Origin of the sequence: Yersinia proxima, from assembly GCF_902170785.1 — a bacterium.
GTDB classification, from domain to species: Bacteria; Pseudomonadota; Gammaproteobacteria; order Enterobacterales; family Enterobacteriaceae; genus Yersinia; species Yersinia proxima.
In genome coordinates this window covers 72,978-88,889 of the sequence record NZ_CABHYG010000022.1, presented here as the reverse complement: position 1 = coordinate 88,889, position 15,912 = coordinate 72,978, and the positions used below count along the sequence as shown (strand labels likewise).

The window sequence follows — 15,912 nt, the reverse complement described above, 5'->3', positions numbered from 1 at the left end:
GAATTCTACGAGCCACACTCTTTTGGCTCTACCCTTTTTAAGGAGCAGCAATGAGCAATGTACCAGCAGATTTGAAATATGCGTCATCTCATGAGTGGGTTCGTGCCGATGGTGATGGCGTGTACAGCGTCGGGATCACCGAGCATGCGCAAGAGCTACTGGGTGACATGGTGTTTGTTGATTTGCCAGAAGTGGGCAGTGAAGTTTCCGCTGGCAGCGATTGCGCTGTTGCCGAATCCGTTAAAGCCGCTTCTGATATTTATGCGCCAATCAGTGGTGAAATCATCGCTGTGAATACTGAATTGGAAAGCTCCCCAGAACTGGTGAACAGCGCGCCTTATACCGACGGCTGGCTGTTCAGCATCAAAGCCTCTGATGAAAGTGAGTTAGATGGTTTGTTAGATGCCGAGGCCTATCAGGCGACTATCGAAGAATAAATGAAAAAAGCCTGAGGTGAGTGAAGTGCTATGAGCTAAGGGTTGACCACGTCTACGGGCGCTCCGGTGGCTTACGCCACTACGACCCGAACGACGTGTTTCCCCTTAGTTCGGCTTTGTGAGTATTTCTAAAGCCCCTCCAAGGCGCGGTTAGTCTCAAATATCTCCCGTCCCATGCCCTATTCAGGAATGTGTAGCAAATGACTCAGAATCTCAGCCAGCTTGAACATAACGATGCTTTTATTCAGCGCCATATCGGCTCCTCTGCTGAACAACAGCAACAGATGTTGGCCGCTGTTGGCGCCAACTCGTTAAGTACATTGATCCAGCAGATTGTTCCGGCAGATATCCAATTGCCAAGCCCGCCTCCGGTGGGGGAAGCCGCCACAGAACATCAGGCGTTGGCGGAACTTAAAGGGATCGCCAGCCAGAATCAGCGCTATAAATCCTATATCGGCATGGGCTACAGCCCGGTTTTGACGCCGCCGGTTATCCTGCGCAATATGCTGGAAAACCCCGGTTGGTACACGGCTTACACTCCGTATCAGCCAGAAGTTTCACAGGGTCGCCTTGAGGCATTACTGAATTTCCAGCAACTTACCCAAGACTTGACTGGCCTGGATCTGGCTTCTGCTTCTTTATTGGATGAAGCCACCGCAGCCGCAGAAGCCATGGCGTTGGCGAAACGTGCCAGTAAATTAAAAGACGCCAATCGTTTCTTCGTCGCTAATGATGTCCATCCACAAACGCTGGATGTGGTGCGCACCCGTGCTGAAACCTTTGGTTTTGAAGTGATTGTTGACCGCGCAGAAAAGGTGTTGGAGCTAGATGGCGTGTTCGGTGTGTTGCTGCAACAAGTGGGCACTACGGGCGAACTGCATGACTACTCAGCACTGCTGTCTGAGCTGAAAAAACGCAAAATAATTACCAGCGTCGCCGCCGATATTATGGCGCTAGTGTTACTGACCGCGCCCGGTAAACAAGGGGCTGATGTAGTGTTTGGCTCTGCTCAGCGCTTTGGTGTTCCCATGGGTTACGGTGGCCCACATGCTGCCTTCTTTGCCTGCCGCGATGAGTTTAAACGCTCGATGCCGGGCCGGATTATCGGGGTTTCTCGTGATGCTGCGGGTAACACCGCATTACGTATGGCGATGCAAACTCGCGAGCAACATATCCGCCGCGAGAAAGCCAACTCCAATATCTGTACTTCTCAGGTTTTACTGGCCAACATCGCCAGTTTGTATGCGGTTTATCATGGTCCACAAGGTTTGCAGCGCATCGCTGGTCGTATTCATCGCATGACTGATATTCTGGCCGCGGGCTTGCAACAGGCCGGTCTGAAGCTGCGTTTCGCACATTGGTTCGATACCCTGACAGTTCTAGTCGAAGATAAAGCGGCAGTGCTGGATCGTGCATTGAGTTTTGGTATCAACCTGCGCACTGATATTTCTGGCGCTGTGGGCATCACGTTGGATGAGACCACCTCACGTGAAGATCTTCAAACTCTCTTCACTTTGTTAGCCGGTGATAACCATGGTCTGGATATTGACCAGCTTGATGCTGATGTCAGCCAAAATAGCCAGTCGATTCCAGCAAGCATGTTGCGCCAGGATCCCATTCTGACTCATCCGGTATTTAACAGTTACCACAGCGAAACCGAAATGATGCGTTATATGCATCGTTTAGAGCGCAAAGATTTGGCACTGAATCAAGCGATGATCCCGCTGGGTTCTTGCACTATGAAGCTGAATGCCGCCGCCGAGATGATCCCGATAACCTGGCCAGAGTTCGCTGAATTGCACCCTTTCTGCCCGCCGGAACAAGCTGCGGGTTATCAGCAAATGATTGGTCAACTGTCACAATGGTTGGTGCAACTGACCGGTTATGATGCGGTTTGTATGCAGCCAAACTCTGGCGCGCAAGGTGAATATGCAGGGTTACTGGCGATTCGCCGTTACCATGAAAGCCGTAATCAGGCGAGCCGCCATATCTGTTTGATCCCAAGCTCGGCTCACGGCACCAACCCGGCATCGGCACAAATGGCCGGTATGTCAGTAGTGGTGGTGGCCTGTGATAAGCAAGGGAATATCGATTTGCACGACTTGCGCCAGAAGGCGGGTGAAGCCGGTGATGAACTCTCTTGTATTATGGTGACTTACCCGTCGACTCACGGTGTGTACGAAGAAACCATCCGCGAAGTTTGTCAGATTGTGCATCAGTTTGGTGGTCAGGTTTACCTCGATGGCGCAAACATGAATGCGCAGGTTGGAATAACCACTCCGGGCTATATTGGCGCGGATGTTTCTCACCTGAACTTACATAAAACCTTCTGTATTCCACATGGCGGTGGTGGCCCAGGTATGGGGCCGATTGGTGTTAAAGCACATTTAGCGCCGTTTGTTCCGGGCCACAGTGTGGTGCAAATTGATGGTATGACGACCCAACAGGGCGCGGTTTCGGCGGCCCCATTTGGTAGTGCGTCAATTTTGCCTATCAGTTGGATGTACATCCGGATGATGGGGGCTGATGGGCTGAAACAAGCCAGTCAGGTCGCGATTCTGAATGCTAACTACATTGCAACCCGTCTAAAAGGTGCTTATCCGATTTTGTATGCCGGTCACGATGGCCGTGTGGCGCACGAATGTATTTTGGATATTCGCCCACTGAAAGAAGCAACAGGTATCAGCGAGATGGATATCGCCAAGCGCTTAATTGACTTCGGCTTCCATGCGCCAACCATGTCCTTCCCGGTGGCGGGCACGCTGATGGTGGAACCGACTGAATCAGAAAGTAAAGCTGAGTTAGACCGCTTTATCGACGCCATGCTGGCTATCCGCGCGGAAATCGAGAAAGTGGCTCGTGGTGAATGGCCACTGGAAGACAACCCGTTGGTGAATGCACCGCATACTCAAGCTGAGCTGGTCGGTGAGTGGCAGCATCCGTACAGCCGTGAGCTGGCAGTATTCCCGGTAGCAGGTGTGATGGAGAATAAATACTGGCCGAGCGTGAAACGTCTGGATGATGTGTATGGTGACCGTAATTTGTTTTGCTCATGCGTACCAATAAGCGACTACGAATAATTCTTGCAGTAAATGACAAAGGGTCGCGCAAGCGGCCCTTTTGCTGTTTATATCATGGTGATAATTGGTATCTACTTTTATCAATGACTACGCTTATTTTTCGTTATACAAATAGTGAGCGTGATTATTTATGGTAAGTACTCAATTTATCGGTAGCTGGTCACTGGTATCGCAGCACTTTGTTTTACCCGATAACAGTATTCATTATCCGATGGGGCAGGGGATGTCTGGCCGGATTAATTATGAAAAACAAGGCACGATGGCTGCCCAACTGTACAGTAGCGGCAGAACAAAATTTGCCTCTGAAGATTGGTTGCAAGGCAGTGATACTGAAATAAAAAATGCCTTTCTCAGTGCATTGACCTATTTTGGCCGATATGAAATTGATGAACAGCTTGCGACCGTCACGCATATTGTCGAAGGCAGTTTATTTCCCAACTGGGTAGGAAGTCAGCAGGTTCGCTATTATCAATTTGAGGAAGACCGTTTGACACTGCGCACACCGCCGCTGCAAATGAATAATTCTGTGCTGGTTGGGGTGTTAATTTGGCAAAAAATTCATAGTTGAGCAGGGAGCCGAGGGATGCACAAAAAAGTCGCATTAGTGACAGGAGGCAGTCGTGGCATTGGCCGTGCCACTGCATTGTTGTTGGCAAAGCACGGTTATCGGGTTGCGGTAAATTATATCAATGATGAACAAGCTGCCCGACAGGTGGTGGCAGAAATCGCCGCTGGCGGTGGGTTAGCGGTGGCGTTACAAGCCGATATTGCTGATGAGCTGCAAGTAGTTGCGCTATTTGAAAAACTTGAATCCCAGCTAGGGCCGATCACCGCTCTGGTCAATAATGCCGGCATTCTATTCCCGCAAACCAGTATCGAAGGGCTGACAGCCGAGCGCATTAATCGGGTGCTAAGCACTAATGTGACGGGTTACTTTTTATGTAGCCGCGAAGCAGTCAAACGCATGGCACTGCGACATGGTGGTAATGGCGGTGCGATTGTTAATGTCTCTTCTGCCGCCGCCCGTCTGGGCGCACCTGGCGAATATCTCGATTATGCTGCTTCCAAAGGAGCCATTGATACACTCACCACCGGTTTATCATTGGAAGTGGCAGCAGAGGGCATCCGAGTGAATGGTGTTCGGCCAGGTTTAATCTATACCGATATACATGCCAGTGGCGGTGAGCCGGGGCGAGTTGACCGGGTACAAAGTTCACTGCCAATGAAACGCGGCGGGCATCCGCAAGAAGTGGCAGAGGCAATCGTCTGGTTGCTGTCAGACCATGCCTCTTATGTCACTGGCAGTGTATTGGATTTAGCTGGCGGGAAATAAGCGGGTATTCGGTTACTTCAGCCAACCCTTTTGCTGTGCCGCCTGCAACTGTGGCAGTAAATGCTGCCAAATTTCAGGATAGCATTCGGCAACCAATTGGTTGCGATCCAGCACTTGCTGCAACCGGATGCCATTTTCTAGCCAACTTTGGCCCTCGGTATGCAGGTTAATCAGCATGGGCAGAATGCGATCCAGCACTGTGGCAAAGCGTGCTTCGGCAGTTTCTTCCGCTTCATACTCATTCCACAGCGCGGTAAATTGTGCGCCTAATGCGGGTGGCAGCAGGCCAAATAAGCGTTTGGCGGCAGCGACCTCTTGCTCATGAATAGCGGCTCTGGCCGCCAAATCATAAACGATGACATCACCGGCATCGATTTCGACAATATCGTGCAGCAGCGCCATTTTTATCACGCGATTGATATCGACGTCTGGGGCTGCATAGGGTGCCAGACTCATTGCCGCTACGGCAAAATGCCAACTGTGCTCGGCTGAATTTTCCTGACGCAAGCTGGCAATCACTTTGGTGCGCCGCTGAATATCTTTTAGCTTATCGATTTCCATCAGAAACTGAATAGTCTCTGTCAGTGGACCAAAATCCAAGACTGCTAATGACATAATAACCCTCTATTACCCTTCGTTTGGCATGGCAGCAGTGTTGCTGCTCCCAGTGGATTTGTCACCCTAATTTGAACCACAGACACGGCGGGTTACATGTACTGACAGAATATTTAAGCGTACACGTGTACACTGGAATTATTCTCAGTTAACCTGTGTGCACTCTTTTTGTACAGCTTTCGAATAGCTATTGCGCTCACCGGATGAGATAACGATTCATTTTCAGGATAATTAGTATTGAAGAATAAATCAGCTGTACCCACGACCTCGGTCACTCCCACAGTAGCGACAACACCGTCTTATCCGTGGGCAGAAGAAATAGCCAATAGCATCAGTCATGGTATTGGCGTGGTGTTTGGCATTATTGGTTTGGTTTTACTATTGGTGCAGGCGTTAGATAACGGAGCCGATACCAAGGCGTTAACCAGTTATAGTTTGTATGGCGGCAGTATTATTCTGCTGTTTTTAGCCTCGACGTTGTATCACGCCATCCCACATCGCAAGGCGAAACTCTGGCTACAGAAGTTTGACCATTGTGCCATTTACATCTTAATCGCCGGGACATATACACCATTTCTATTGGTGGGGTTGGACTCCCCGTTAGCCCGTGGCTTGATGGCGGTGATATGGGGATTAGCACTGGTGGGCGTCATTTTCAAATTGGCCTTTGCCCATCGTTTTGAAGTGCTGTCGCTGGTGACTTACCTGACGATGGGCTGGCTTTCATTGATTGTGATTTATCAACTGGCGGTAAAACTTGAGATTGGCGGGTTAGCATTATTGGCGATTGGCGGCTTGTTATACACGCTGGGCGTGATTTTCTACGCCTCTAAGCGTATTCGCTTCGGCCATGCTATTTGGCACGGTTTTGTGTTGGGCGGCAGTGTTTGCCACTTTATGGCGATCTATTTGTATGTCTAATAGTTGATTATGAGGCCGGATAACCGGCCTCAGCGTGTATTACTTATCTTCGTCCAATGAATAGGGCAGCGGTTGAATTGTAAGCACACTTTGCTCATCATCACGCACGCGCAGCACACTGTCTGCCGCCAAGTCATTATTCATCACCGCTTGAACCCACACGGTGCCATCACTGAGCGCAACGGCTGCCAATACGCTACCGGTACGACGCCAGTTCTCACCTAATTGCCACTCTAAATCTTCGCCGGCTGCTGGCACTCGGTTGGCGTGACCTGCCAGCCAGTAGAGTGCGCGCTTATTGGCACCACGGTATTTTGCTCTGGCGACCATTTCCTGCCCGGTATAACACCCCTTGCTGAAACTGATGCCATTCAACGCCTGAATGTTTGTTGCTTGTGGAATAAATTGCGCGCTGCTATCGGTATCAATGATAGGAAAACCTGCTTCGATATCCAGCGCCAGCCACTGTTTGCTGTTATTAAACTGCGCGCGGTCAGCCAGTTTTTCCACTAACTGTTGCGCTTGCTCGGTATCGGTCACCAGCAGGAAGCGCTCGGCGGGCAGAGAGAAATGCAACAGTGTGCTATCACCTTGCTGCACCACTGGGTGCCCGGCATCAGGTAATTCGGCGAAAACCTCCGCCAGCGCAGCTTTTGCCTGCGCGCCCGCCACACCGAGTAAAACGGTATCAGGTTGTGCAGCAATGGTTACTTTGGAGAACACTGCATATTTCTTCAACTCGCTTAACTGATTATCAAGCACACTACGGCGCTCAATAAACGCTAACCCTTCACCGCGATAAAATAACCGCAGGTTGCTCCACATCTTTCCTTTGGCATCACAATGGGCGCACAGCACATGCTGATCCGCGGGCAGTGCATCAATATCTGCCGTGACTTGTCCTTGCAGATATTTTACGCGGTCAGCGCCCGTTAACGTCACCAGTGCCCAGTCATCAAGGGAGATCAATGTTAGTGGCAGCTCAGAAGAGGCGAGCAGTGGTTGTGCAGCAAATGGAGTGTTATTAGCCATGGCTTACCTAAAATAAATAGTACCTGCGGATAAGTGGTACTTAATCAGCGCGGCACAGTGAACCGATGTCTCAATGGTAAAATAGCCGGGTAGCTTTGCAAGCAGTAATTCCACGGAATGACCATTATTATTCAATATCTGAATTCGACGATATCTGAGGTACAATAACCACGGATTTTATGGTGGAGTGCTGAATGTGATTTAAAAAACAGCATAATCCCGCCTTTAGCCTATCAGCATCCTTTTTTGAGGAGTCAATCAGGACATGGAAATCGATAATAAAGCCCGTATTCACTGGGCGTGCCGTCGGGGTATGCGTGAACTGGATATCTCTATCATGCCGTTTTTTGAGCATGAATATGATGGCTTGAGTGATAACGAGAAACAGGTTTTTATCCGTTTGCTTGAGTGTGATGATCCAGATTTATTTAACTGGTTGATGAATCACGGGGAACCGCAGGATAGCGAGCTGCGTCAAATGGTCAAACTGATTCAAACACGAAATAAAGCCCGTGGCCCAGTGGCGATGTGACCTGCGGATATCCTGGCACACTCAACTCTTCTCTCTATTAGCTCATGGCGTCCTGGTCACACTCACGCTGGTTGCGCCTTGGCCGCAGGGTTACACCGCATTGTGGTTGGTGTTACTGACGTTAGTGGTGTTTGAGTGTATCCGCAGCCAGAAAAATATTACGTCTTGCCAAGGTGAGATCAGGCTGAAACCCGGCAATATAGTGCTATGGAAACGGCACGAGTGGGTTGTCATTAAGCAGCCGTGGATCACCCGTTATGGCGTGTTATTGAGTTTACAACAGACAAGCAATCGCTCAACCCGTAAGCGCTTATGGCTGGCCGCTGACAGCATGTCTGAAGATGAGTGGCGGCAATTGTGTCTCCTGCTGCGCCATTCATTTGGCTCTGATGAAGGTATTAATTAATGAAGCCCTTAATCTGGCTGGTGGAAGATGAGCCGAGCATCGCCGACACCTTAATTTATACCTTGGAAAGCGAAGGTTTTACCCTCCGGTTATGGAAATAAAATTGCATAAGTAGAAACGGGTATAGCAAACGGGCACTGTGGGTGCCCGTTTATCCGATTAAAGCAGGGCATCCATCTCAAGCAGAATTTGATCACACCACTGTTCGATGCGCTCTTCACTCAAATCGTATTGATTAACCTCATCTAACGCCAACCCCACAAAGTGTTTACCGTCAGCGCTGAGCGGTTTCGGGCTGGTAAACTCAAACCCATCTGTTGGCCAAAAACCAATAAATTTCACCCCCAGCGGCGCAATATGGTCGTGCAGCATCCCAAGAGCATCAAGGAACCATTCGCTATAACCGAATTGATCGCCCATACCATACATGGCGACAATCTTTCCCTTGAGATTAAGCTGTGTTAATTGCGGCCAAATGGCTTCCCAATCTTCCTGTAATTCGCCGAAATCCCAGGTAGGGATCCCCAGAATTAGAATGGAATATTCTTCCATCAGGCGAGGGCTGACATCTTTTAAGTTATGTAAATCAACCAGATCTTCGCCGAGGATGTCGCGTATTTTTTCTGCCACCATTTCGGTATAGCAGGTGCTGGAGCCGTAAAAGAGACCAATCTTCATGATGTATAGCCATAGCATTACTAATAAGGAATAGCATCGAGTGTACCAGATTTGTCCCGTCATCAGGCATAATGGCTACCCATCCAATCAAAGAGAGAAACAGTTATGCAACAGCAAAATAACCCGCTGATTGAACAGTTTCTTGATGCCCTGTGGCTGGAGCGGAATCTGGCAGAGAATACGCTGGCATCATATCGTTTGGATTTACATGCGCTGAGCGGATGGTTAGAGCATCACGGCAGTGATTTATTGCGCGCCGATTCGCAGGACTTGCAGTCTTTCCTTGCCGAGCGCATTGAGGGCGGTTATAAAGCCACCAGTTCGGCACGTTTGCTCAGTGCGATGCGCCGATTGTTCCAATATTTATACCGCGAAAAATTACGCGAAGATGACCCGACAGCCCTGCTGTCATCACCCAAATTACCGCAGCGCTTACCCAAAGATTTAAGCGAAGCGCAGGTTGATGCATTACTTAACTCCCCCAATGTCGATATCCCGCTGGAATTGCGCGACAAGGCGATGCTGGAAGTCCTCTATGCCACTGGTCTGCGGGTGTCTGAGCTGGTTGGGTTGACCATCAGCGATGTGAGTTTGCGCCAAGGGGTAGTGCGAGTTATCGGTAAAGGAAATAAAGAGCGCCTGGTGCCATTGGGTGAAGAGGCGGTGTACTGGATCGAGAATTACATGGAGCATGGCCGCCCATGGCTCATCAACGGCCAGTCGCTGGATGTGTTATTCCCGAGCAACCGCAGCCAGCAAATGACGAGACAGACTTTCTGGCATCGAATCAAACACTATGCGATCCTTGCCGGTATTGATAGTGAACGGCTTTCGCCCCACGTATTGCGGCATGCTTTTGCCACGCATCTGTTAAATCACGGTGCGGATTTGCGTGTGGTGCAAATGTTACTGGGCCACAGCGATCTGTCGACAACCCAGATTTATACCCATGTAGCGACTGAACGTTTGAAGTTACTACATCAACAACATCATCCGCGCGCATAGTTGTTTTTTATGGAAGCCATGCTGAGTGGAAATAGATAGGATTTACAAATGAAAAAAAGTTTATTGCTGCTGCCGATCGTTATCGCTGCATTCACGGGGCTGGCTCATGCTGATGATGCCGCTATCCAACAAACACTGAAAAAATTGGATATTCAGCAAGCTGACATCCAACCGTCACCGATCCCCGGTTTGAGTACAGTAATGACTGACAGCGGTGTGCTTTATATTTCTGCCGATGGTAAACATTTGCTACAAGGCCCGTTATACGATGTGAGTGGTAGCCAACCGGTGAATGTGACCAACCAGATGTTGGTGAAAAAGTTGGAAGCATTGAGCAAAGAAATGATTGTGTATAAAGCACCGCAGGAAAAACACGTTGTTACCGTGTTTACCGATATCACTTGCGGCTATTGCCATAAATTACACGAGCAAATGAGCGACTATAATGCGCTGGGGATTACCGTACGTTATCTGGCCTTCCCACGCCAGGGGTTGAGCTCTCAGGCAGAAAAAGATATGCGCTCAATCTGGTGCATGGCTGATCGCAATAAAGCATTCGATGACGCAATGAAAGGCACCGATATCTCACCAGCTACCTGTAAAACCGATATTTCTGAACACTATAGGTTAGGTGTACAGTTTGGTATTCAGGGCACACCGGCCATCGTGCTGCAAAACGGCACTGTCGTTCCAGGCTATCTGGAGCCAAAAGAAATGTTACAGATGCTGAATAAGCACCAGGCTTCCTCAAAAGCAGCGGGTTGATCATCCGTGACATTGAAAACTCAGCTTCGCCGCCGTGAGGCGGTGGATGATAGCCATTTGCCCGCGCAGTTACACCCATTGTTGCGCCGTCTTTATGCTAGCCGCGGCGTAAAAAACGCAGAAGAACTGGAACGTGGTGTTAAAGGCCTACTGGCGTGGCAGCAACTCGACGGTATTGATGCTGGTGTTACCCTGTTGCAGCAAGCATTAACTGACAGGCGTCGTATTGTGATTGTCGGTGATTTTGATGCCGATGGCGCAACCAGCACAGCGTTGGCAGTGCTCGCTTTGCGTAGCATGGGTGGCAGTAATATTGATTATCTGGTGCCAAATCGTTTTGACGATGGCTATGGGCTTAGCCCCGAAGTTGTCGAGCAAGTTGCCGCCCGCGGTGCAGAACTGATCGTTACTGTCGATAACGGTATTTCCTCTCATGCGGGAGTGGATTTGGCTCATGCTCTGGGTATCCAGGTGTTGGTTACCGACCATCACCTGCCGGGTGAAACCTTGCCAGCAGCAGAAGCTATCATCAATCCAAATTTGGCAGGGTGTAATTTCCTTTCCAAATCCTTGGCCGGAGTGGGCGTCACCTTTTATCTGATGCTGGCATTACGTGCACGTCTTAGAGATAGCGGCTGGTTTGAACAGCGTGCTCTGGCGGTGCCTAACCTGGCTGAACTACTGGATTTGGTGGCGCTGGGAACGGTTGCCGATGTGGTGCCACTGGATGCCAATAACCGCATTTTGGTGCATCAGGGGCTAAGTCGTATTCGTGCCGGGAAATGCCGGCCAGGTATTCGTGCATTACTGGAGGTTGCCAATCGCGATGCGCGCCAATTGGCAGCTAACGATCTGGGTTTCTCCCTTGGCCCACGGCTTAATGCAGCCGGGCGTCTGGATGATATGTCCATCGGGGTGGCGTTGTTGCTCAGTGACGATATTGCTCAGGCCAGGGCACTGGCAATTGATCTTGATTCGCTTAATCAAACGCGCCGCGAGATAGAGCAGGGTATGCAAGTTGAAGCCTTGCAACTGTGTGACCAGTTAGAGCGCACCAGCACTGAATTACCTTACGGTATCGCGATGTATCACCCAGAGTGGCATCAAGGGGTGGTCGGGATTCTGGCCTCACGTATTAAAGAGCGTTTTCATCGGCCGGTTATTGCTTTTGCCCCAGCGGGTGACGGTTTACTGAAAGGCTCGGGGCGTAGTGTGGCAGGCCTGCATATGCGGGATGCTCTTGAGCGCCTGGATACTTTGAATCCAGGGTTAATGCTGAAGTTTGGCGGTCATGCTATGGCGGCGGGGCTATCGCTGGAACAAGATAAATTCGATGAATTCCGTCAGCGCTTTGCAGATTTAGTCGGTGAATGGATGGACGCCTCGCAGTTGGAGGGCGTTATCTGGTCAGACGGTGAACTGAATGGCAACGAATTATCACTGGAAACAGCAGAGTTGCTGCGAGATGGCGGCCCGTGGGGGCAATCCTTCCCTGAACCCACATTTGACGGGAAATTCCGTATCTTGCAACAACGGCTGGTGGGTGAACGCCACCTGAAACTTATGATTGAGCCTTTGCATGGCGGGCCTTTACTGGATGGTATTGCGTTTAATATTGATACGACTTTATGGCCGGATAGCAGTGTGCGCGAGGTTAAGCTGGCTTATAAACTCGATATCAATGAGTATCGCGGTAACCGCAGTGTCCAGTTGCTGATTCAACACTTGTGGCCGTATTAGTAAACCACGATATTATTCTATACCCAAAGTAGTTGGTGTTGCAGCAAGGCAGCTAACGAATGAATCCCGATGAGCTGACATTAGTCAGTGATTCGGGTGAGTGAGAGCCGCTAACACAGCTGCAGCAGCAAATAGGAAGGGGATAGCTACAAATATAGTCAACAAGCTATAAACCGTCGTATAGATCCGTTAGAATTACCAATTCTGTGCCCTAAATAATTCACGTTGCATGAAAGCGGCAACTGAGTAAATCCCGACGAGTCTATTTATTTTAAGGTCAATAGGCAGTCAATGATTCGGGTGAACGAAGACAGCCAACATACATGCAGCCTGAAATATGGCGGGTATAATGACATTCCGTCATCTACGACTTAACGTAAGACTTTAAACCATGTTTGAAATAAACCCGGTAAAAAACCGAATTCAGGACCTGTCTGATCGGACAGCCGTTCTCAGGGGGTATCTTTGACTATGATGCCAAGAAAGAACGACTGGAAGAAGTAAACGCTGAGCTGGAACAGCCCGACGTCTGGAATGAACCTGAGCGCGCTCAGGCTCTAGGTAAAGAACGCTCCTCGCTGGAAGAGATTGTCACCACCATTGATCAACTGGATCAAGGTATGGACGATGTAACTGGCTTGCTGGAGTTGGCTATTGAAGCTGACGACGAAGAGACATTTAACGAAGCGGTTGCCGAGTTAGATATCCTTGATGGCAAGTTGGGCCAACTCGAATTCCGCAGAATGTTCTCTGGTGAATATGATAGCGCCAACTGTTATCTGGATCTGCAAGCCGGTTCCGGTGGTACAGAAGCTCAGGACTGGGCCAGCATGCTGCTGCGTATGTACCTGCGTTGGGCTGAAGCCAAAGGTTTCAAAACCGAAATCATCGAAGAGTCTGATGGTGATGTTGCAGGCTTAAAATCAGCCACTATCAAGATCATCGGCGATTATGCGTTTGGTTGGTTACGTACTGAAACTGGCGTACATCGCCTGGTACGTAAAAGCCCGTTTGACTCTGGTGGCCGCCGTCATACTTCATTCAGTTCTGCCTTTGTCTATCCAGAAGTTGACGACGATATTGATATCGAAATCAACCCGGCGGACTTGCGTATTGACGTTTACCGCGCATCTGGTGCGGGTGGTCAGCACGTCAATAAAACAGAATCTGCGGTACGTATTACCCACATTCCGACCAATATCGTGACTCAATGCCAGAATGACCGTTCTCAGCATAAGAACAAAGATCAAGCCATGAAACAGCTGAAAGCAAAGCTGTATGAGTTTGAGATGCAAAAGAAAAATGCTGATAAACAGATGCTGGAAGATAATAAATCAGATATTGGCTGGGGTAGCCAGATCCGTTCTTATGTACTGGATGACTCCCGTATCAAAGATTTGCGTACCGGTGTAGAAACACGCAATACGCAAGCGGTACTGGATGGTGATCTGGACAAATTCATTGAAGCAAGTTTGAAAGCCGGGCTATAAGGAACTGAGATGTCAGAGCAAAAACCACAAGTCGCTGAGCAAGCGCAAGAACTCAATAGTGAGTTACAAGCTCGTCGGGAAAAGCTGGCTGCACTGCGGGAAAAAGGGATTGCTTTCCCTAATGATTTCCGTCGTGAGCACCTCTCAGACCAGCTACATGCCGAGTACGGCGAAAAAACAAACGAAGAATTAGAAGCGCTGGATATCGAAGTGACCGTTGCTGGCCGTATGATGACTCGCCGTATTATGGGTAAAGCATCATTTGTGACGCTGCAAGATGTCGGTGGCCGTATCCAGCTATACGTTTCCCGCGATGACCTGCCGGAAGGCGTTTATAACGAAGAATTCAAAAAGTGGGATCTGGGCGATATCCTGGGCGCGCGTGGCAAGCTGTTCAAAACTAAAACTGGCGAGCTGTCTATCCACTGTAGCGAATTGCGTTTGCTGACCAAAGCACTGCGCCCGCTGCCGGATAAATTCCATGGCCTGGCTGATCAGGAAACACGCTATCGCCAGCGCTATCTGGATCTGATTGCTAACGACGAATCTCGTCATACATTCAAAGTTCGTTCGCAAGTGATGGCAGCTATCCGCAACTTCATGGTGGAAAAAGGCTTCATGGAAGTCGAAACCCCTATGATGCAAGTGATTCCCGGTGGTGCTTCAGCGCGTCCGTTCGTGACTCACCACAATGCGCTGGATATCGATATGTACTTGCGTATCGCTCCAGAGTTATACCTGAAACGCCTGGTGGTAGGTGGTTTTGAACGTGTGTTCGAAATCAACCGTAACTTCCGTAATGAAGGTGTTTCACCGCGTCATAACCCAGAGTTCACCATGATGGAACTCTATATGGCTTATGCGGATTATAAAGACCTGATTGCTCTGACCGAAGAGTTATTCCGGACACTTACTGAAACCGTGCTGGGTAGCAGTGTGGTGCAGTATGGTGACCAAACCTTCGATTTCGGTAAGCCTTTTGCCAAATTGACCATGAAAGAAGCTATTTGCAAATATCGTCCAGAAACCAATGTGGCTGATTTAGACGATATGGATAAAGCAGTAGCTATCGCCGAGTCATTGGGTATTAAAGTTGAGAAGAGCTGGGGCTTGGGCCGTGTTCAATGCGAAATCTTCGAAGAGACCGCTGAGAGCCACCTGATTCAACCAACCTTCATCACTGAATATCCAGCAGAAGTTTCACCGTTGGCACGTCGTAATGATGATAATCCATTTATCACTGACCGCTTCGAATTCTTCATCGGTGGCCGTGAAATTGGAAATGGTTTCTCCGAGCTGAATGATGCTGAAGATCAGGCACAGCGCTTTGCTGATCAAGTTAGCGCCAAAGAAGCTGGTGATGACGAAGCGATGTTCTTTGATGAAGACTATGTTACTGCACTGGAACATGGCTTGCCGCCGACCGCAGGTCTGGGCATCGGTATCGACCGTATGGTGATGTTGTTTACCAACAGCCACACCATCCGCGATGTTATCTTGTTCCCAGCGATGCGCCCGGTAAAATAAGTGACTCCGGTTAACGGTAAATCTATTAGGGCGCCTCGGCGCCCTTTTTATCAAACAAAATAGCGATAGTTATACTTGGTTTAATCTAATCGCTTAAAATACCGGCGCTTAGACTATATCTTCGCTTGCCCACGTCAAAGAACCGGTTATAATGCAAACCGCACACCGAAGCGGGTGTAGTTCAATGGTAGAACGAGAGCTTCCCAAGCTCTATACGAGGGTTCGATTCCCTTCACCCGCTCCAACTTAACGTCTCGCAGTATCTCCCGAAGTGCATCAAACCCAGTAAATTCGCTAAATCAACCCCCTGATACTGATAAAATTTTGTCACTTTATCTTGAGCTTTTCACT

Annotated in this window: 15 protein-coding genes, 1 tRNA gene and 1 pseudogene; 14 read left to right on the top strand and 3 right to left on the bottom strand. The window is 49.3% G+C overall.

Annotated elements, in window-relative coordinates; all coding sequences use genetic code 11:
- Window positions 1-50: 50 nt before the first annotated feature.
- From gcvH to FTB31_RS20460, 4 genes are all read left to right on the top strand, one after another.
- Window positions 51-437: a glycine cleavage system protein GcvH gene (gcvH, locus tag FTB31_RS20475; RefSeq protein WP_077175319.1), complete on the top strand. Its 387-nt coding sequence runs from the start codon at window positions 51-53 to the stop codon at window positions 435-437.
- 200 nt (window positions 438-637) lie between these two features.
- Complete coding sequence (gene gcvP, locus FTB31_RS20470) at window positions 638-3,517, top strand: aminomethyl-transferring glycine dehydrogenase (protein WP_227731735.1); 2,880 nt, start codon at window positions 638-640, stop codon at window positions 3,515-3,517.
- 130 nt (window positions 3,518-3,647) lie between these two features.
- Window positions 3,648-4,085 (top strand): lipocalin-like domain-containing protein, encoded by a 438-nt coding sequence (locus FTB31_RS20465; RefSeq protein ID WP_050078863.1) that lies wholly within the window; start codon window positions 3,648-3,650, stop codon window positions 4,083-4,085.
- Window positions 4,086-4,100: 15 nt separating this feature from the next.
- Window positions 4,101-4,850 carry an SDR family oxidoreductase gene (locus tag FTB31_RS20460; protein ID WP_050078862.1) on the top strand — a complete coding sequence of 250 codons (750 nt, stop codon included), beginning with the start codon at window positions 4,101-4,103 and terminating at the stop codon, window positions 4,848-4,850.
- A 12-nt stretch (window positions 4,851-4,862) separates the two neighbouring features.
- On the opposite strand, the gene FTB31_RS20455 is transcribed toward FTB31_RS20460, so the two are convergent.
- Window positions 4,863-5,465, bottom strand: a complete 603-nt coding sequence (locus FTB31_RS20455; RefSeq protein ID WP_050078861.1) for an HD domain-containing protein — start codon at window positions 5,463-5,465, stop codon at window positions 4,863-4,865.
- Between the two features lie 237 nt (window positions 5,466-5,702).
- Here FTB31_RS20455 and trhA point away from each other — a divergent pair, with 237 nt between their 5' ends.
- Entirely contained in the window at window positions 5,703-6,386 is a 684-nt protein-coding gene (trhA, locus tag FTB31_RS20450; protein WP_019082407.1) for a PAQR family membrane homeostasis protein TrhA, read from the top strand.
- A 39-nt stretch (window positions 6,387-6,425) separates the two neighbouring features.
- Here the strand turns inward: trhA and ygfZ are convergent, their stop codons facing one another.
- Window positions 6,426-7,418, bottom strand: coding sequence for a tRNA-modifying protein YgfZ (gene ygfZ, locus FTB31_RS20445; protein ID WP_227731734.1), 993 nt, complete (start codon window positions 7,416-7,418; stop codon window positions 6,426-6,428).
- A gap of 265 nt (window positions 7,419-7,683) precedes the next feature.
- Here ygfZ and sdhE point away from each other — a divergent pair, with 265 nt between their 5' ends.
- From sdhE to FTB31_RS20430, 3 genes and pseudogenes are all read left to right on the top strand, one after another.
- Window positions 7,684-7,950, top strand: a complete 267-nt coding sequence (gene sdhE, locus FTB31_RS20440) for an FAD assembly factor SdhE (protein WP_004390965.1) — start codon at window positions 7,684-7,686, stop codon at window positions 7,948-7,950.
- On the top strand, window positions 7,931-8,356 hold the full coding sequence (locus tag FTB31_RS20435) for a protein YgfX (RefSeq protein ID WP_050078859.1): 426 nt from the start codon (window positions 7,931-7,933) through the stop codon (window positions 8,354-8,356). Before sdhE ends, FTB31_RS20435 begins: the two co-directional genes overlap by 20 nt.
- Window positions 8,356-8,445, top strand: a pseudogene (locus FTB31_RS20430) (two-component system response regulator CreB); the annotation flags it as partial. The gene FTB31_RS20435 and the pseudogene FTB31_RS20430, both read left to right, overlap by 1 nt.
- Window positions 8,446-8,515: 70 nt before the next feature.
- Here the strand turns inward: FTB31_RS20430 and fldB are convergent.
- A complete protein-coding gene (fldB, locus tag FTB31_RS20425; protein WP_050078858.1) occupies window positions 8,516-9,034 on the bottom strand; it encodes a flavodoxin FldB in 519 nt (172 codons plus the stop codon).
- A gap of 105 nt (window positions 9,035-9,139) precedes the next feature.
- Here fldB and xerD point away from each other — a divergent pair, with 105 nt between their 5' ends.
- The 6 genes from xerD to FTB31_RS20395 all read left to right on the top strand — a co-directional run bounded on the left by xerD (window position 9,140) and on the right by FTB31_RS20395 (window position 15,805).
- Complete coding sequence (xerD, locus tag FTB31_RS20420; RefSeq protein WP_227719903.1) at window positions 9,140-10,039, top strand: site-specific tyrosine recombinase XerD; 900 nt, start codon at window positions 9,140-9,142, stop codon at window positions 10,037-10,039.
- Window positions 10,040-10,087: 48 nt separating this feature from the next.
- Window positions 10,088-10,804: a bifunctional protein-disulfide isomerase/oxidoreductase DsbC gene (gene dsbC / locus FTB31_RS20415; protein WP_050078856.1), complete on the top strand. Its 717-nt coding sequence runs from the start codon at window positions 10,088-10,090 to the stop codon at window positions 10,802-10,804.
- Window positions 10,805-10,810: 6 nt separating this feature from the next.
- On the top strand, window positions 10,811-12,544 hold the full coding sequence (gene recJ, locus FTB31_RS20410; RefSeq protein ID WP_050078855.1) for a single-stranded-DNA-specific exonuclease RecJ: 1,734 nt from the start codon (window positions 10,811-10,813) through the stop codon (window positions 12,542-12,544).
- A gap of 391 nt (window positions 12,545-12,935) precedes the next feature.
- A protein-coding gene (prfB, locus tag FTB31_RS20405) for a peptide chain release factor 2 (RefSeq protein WP_011817019.1) occupies window positions 12,936-14,034 on the top strand; the annotation gives its coding sequence in 2 pieces (ribosomal slippage) (window positions 12,936-13,010 and window positions 13,012-14,034; 1,098 coding nt in all).
- 9 nt (window positions 14,035-14,043) lie between these two features.
- Entirely contained in the window at window positions 14,044-15,561 is a 1,518-nt protein-coding gene (lysS, locus tag FTB31_RS20400) for a lysine--tRNA ligase (protein WP_050078854.1), read from the top strand.
- Between the two features lie 170 nt (window positions 15,562-15,731).
- Window positions 15,732-15,805, top strand: a tRNA-Gly gene (locus FTB31_RS20395).
- Window positions 15,806-15,912: the final 107 nt, after the last annotated feature.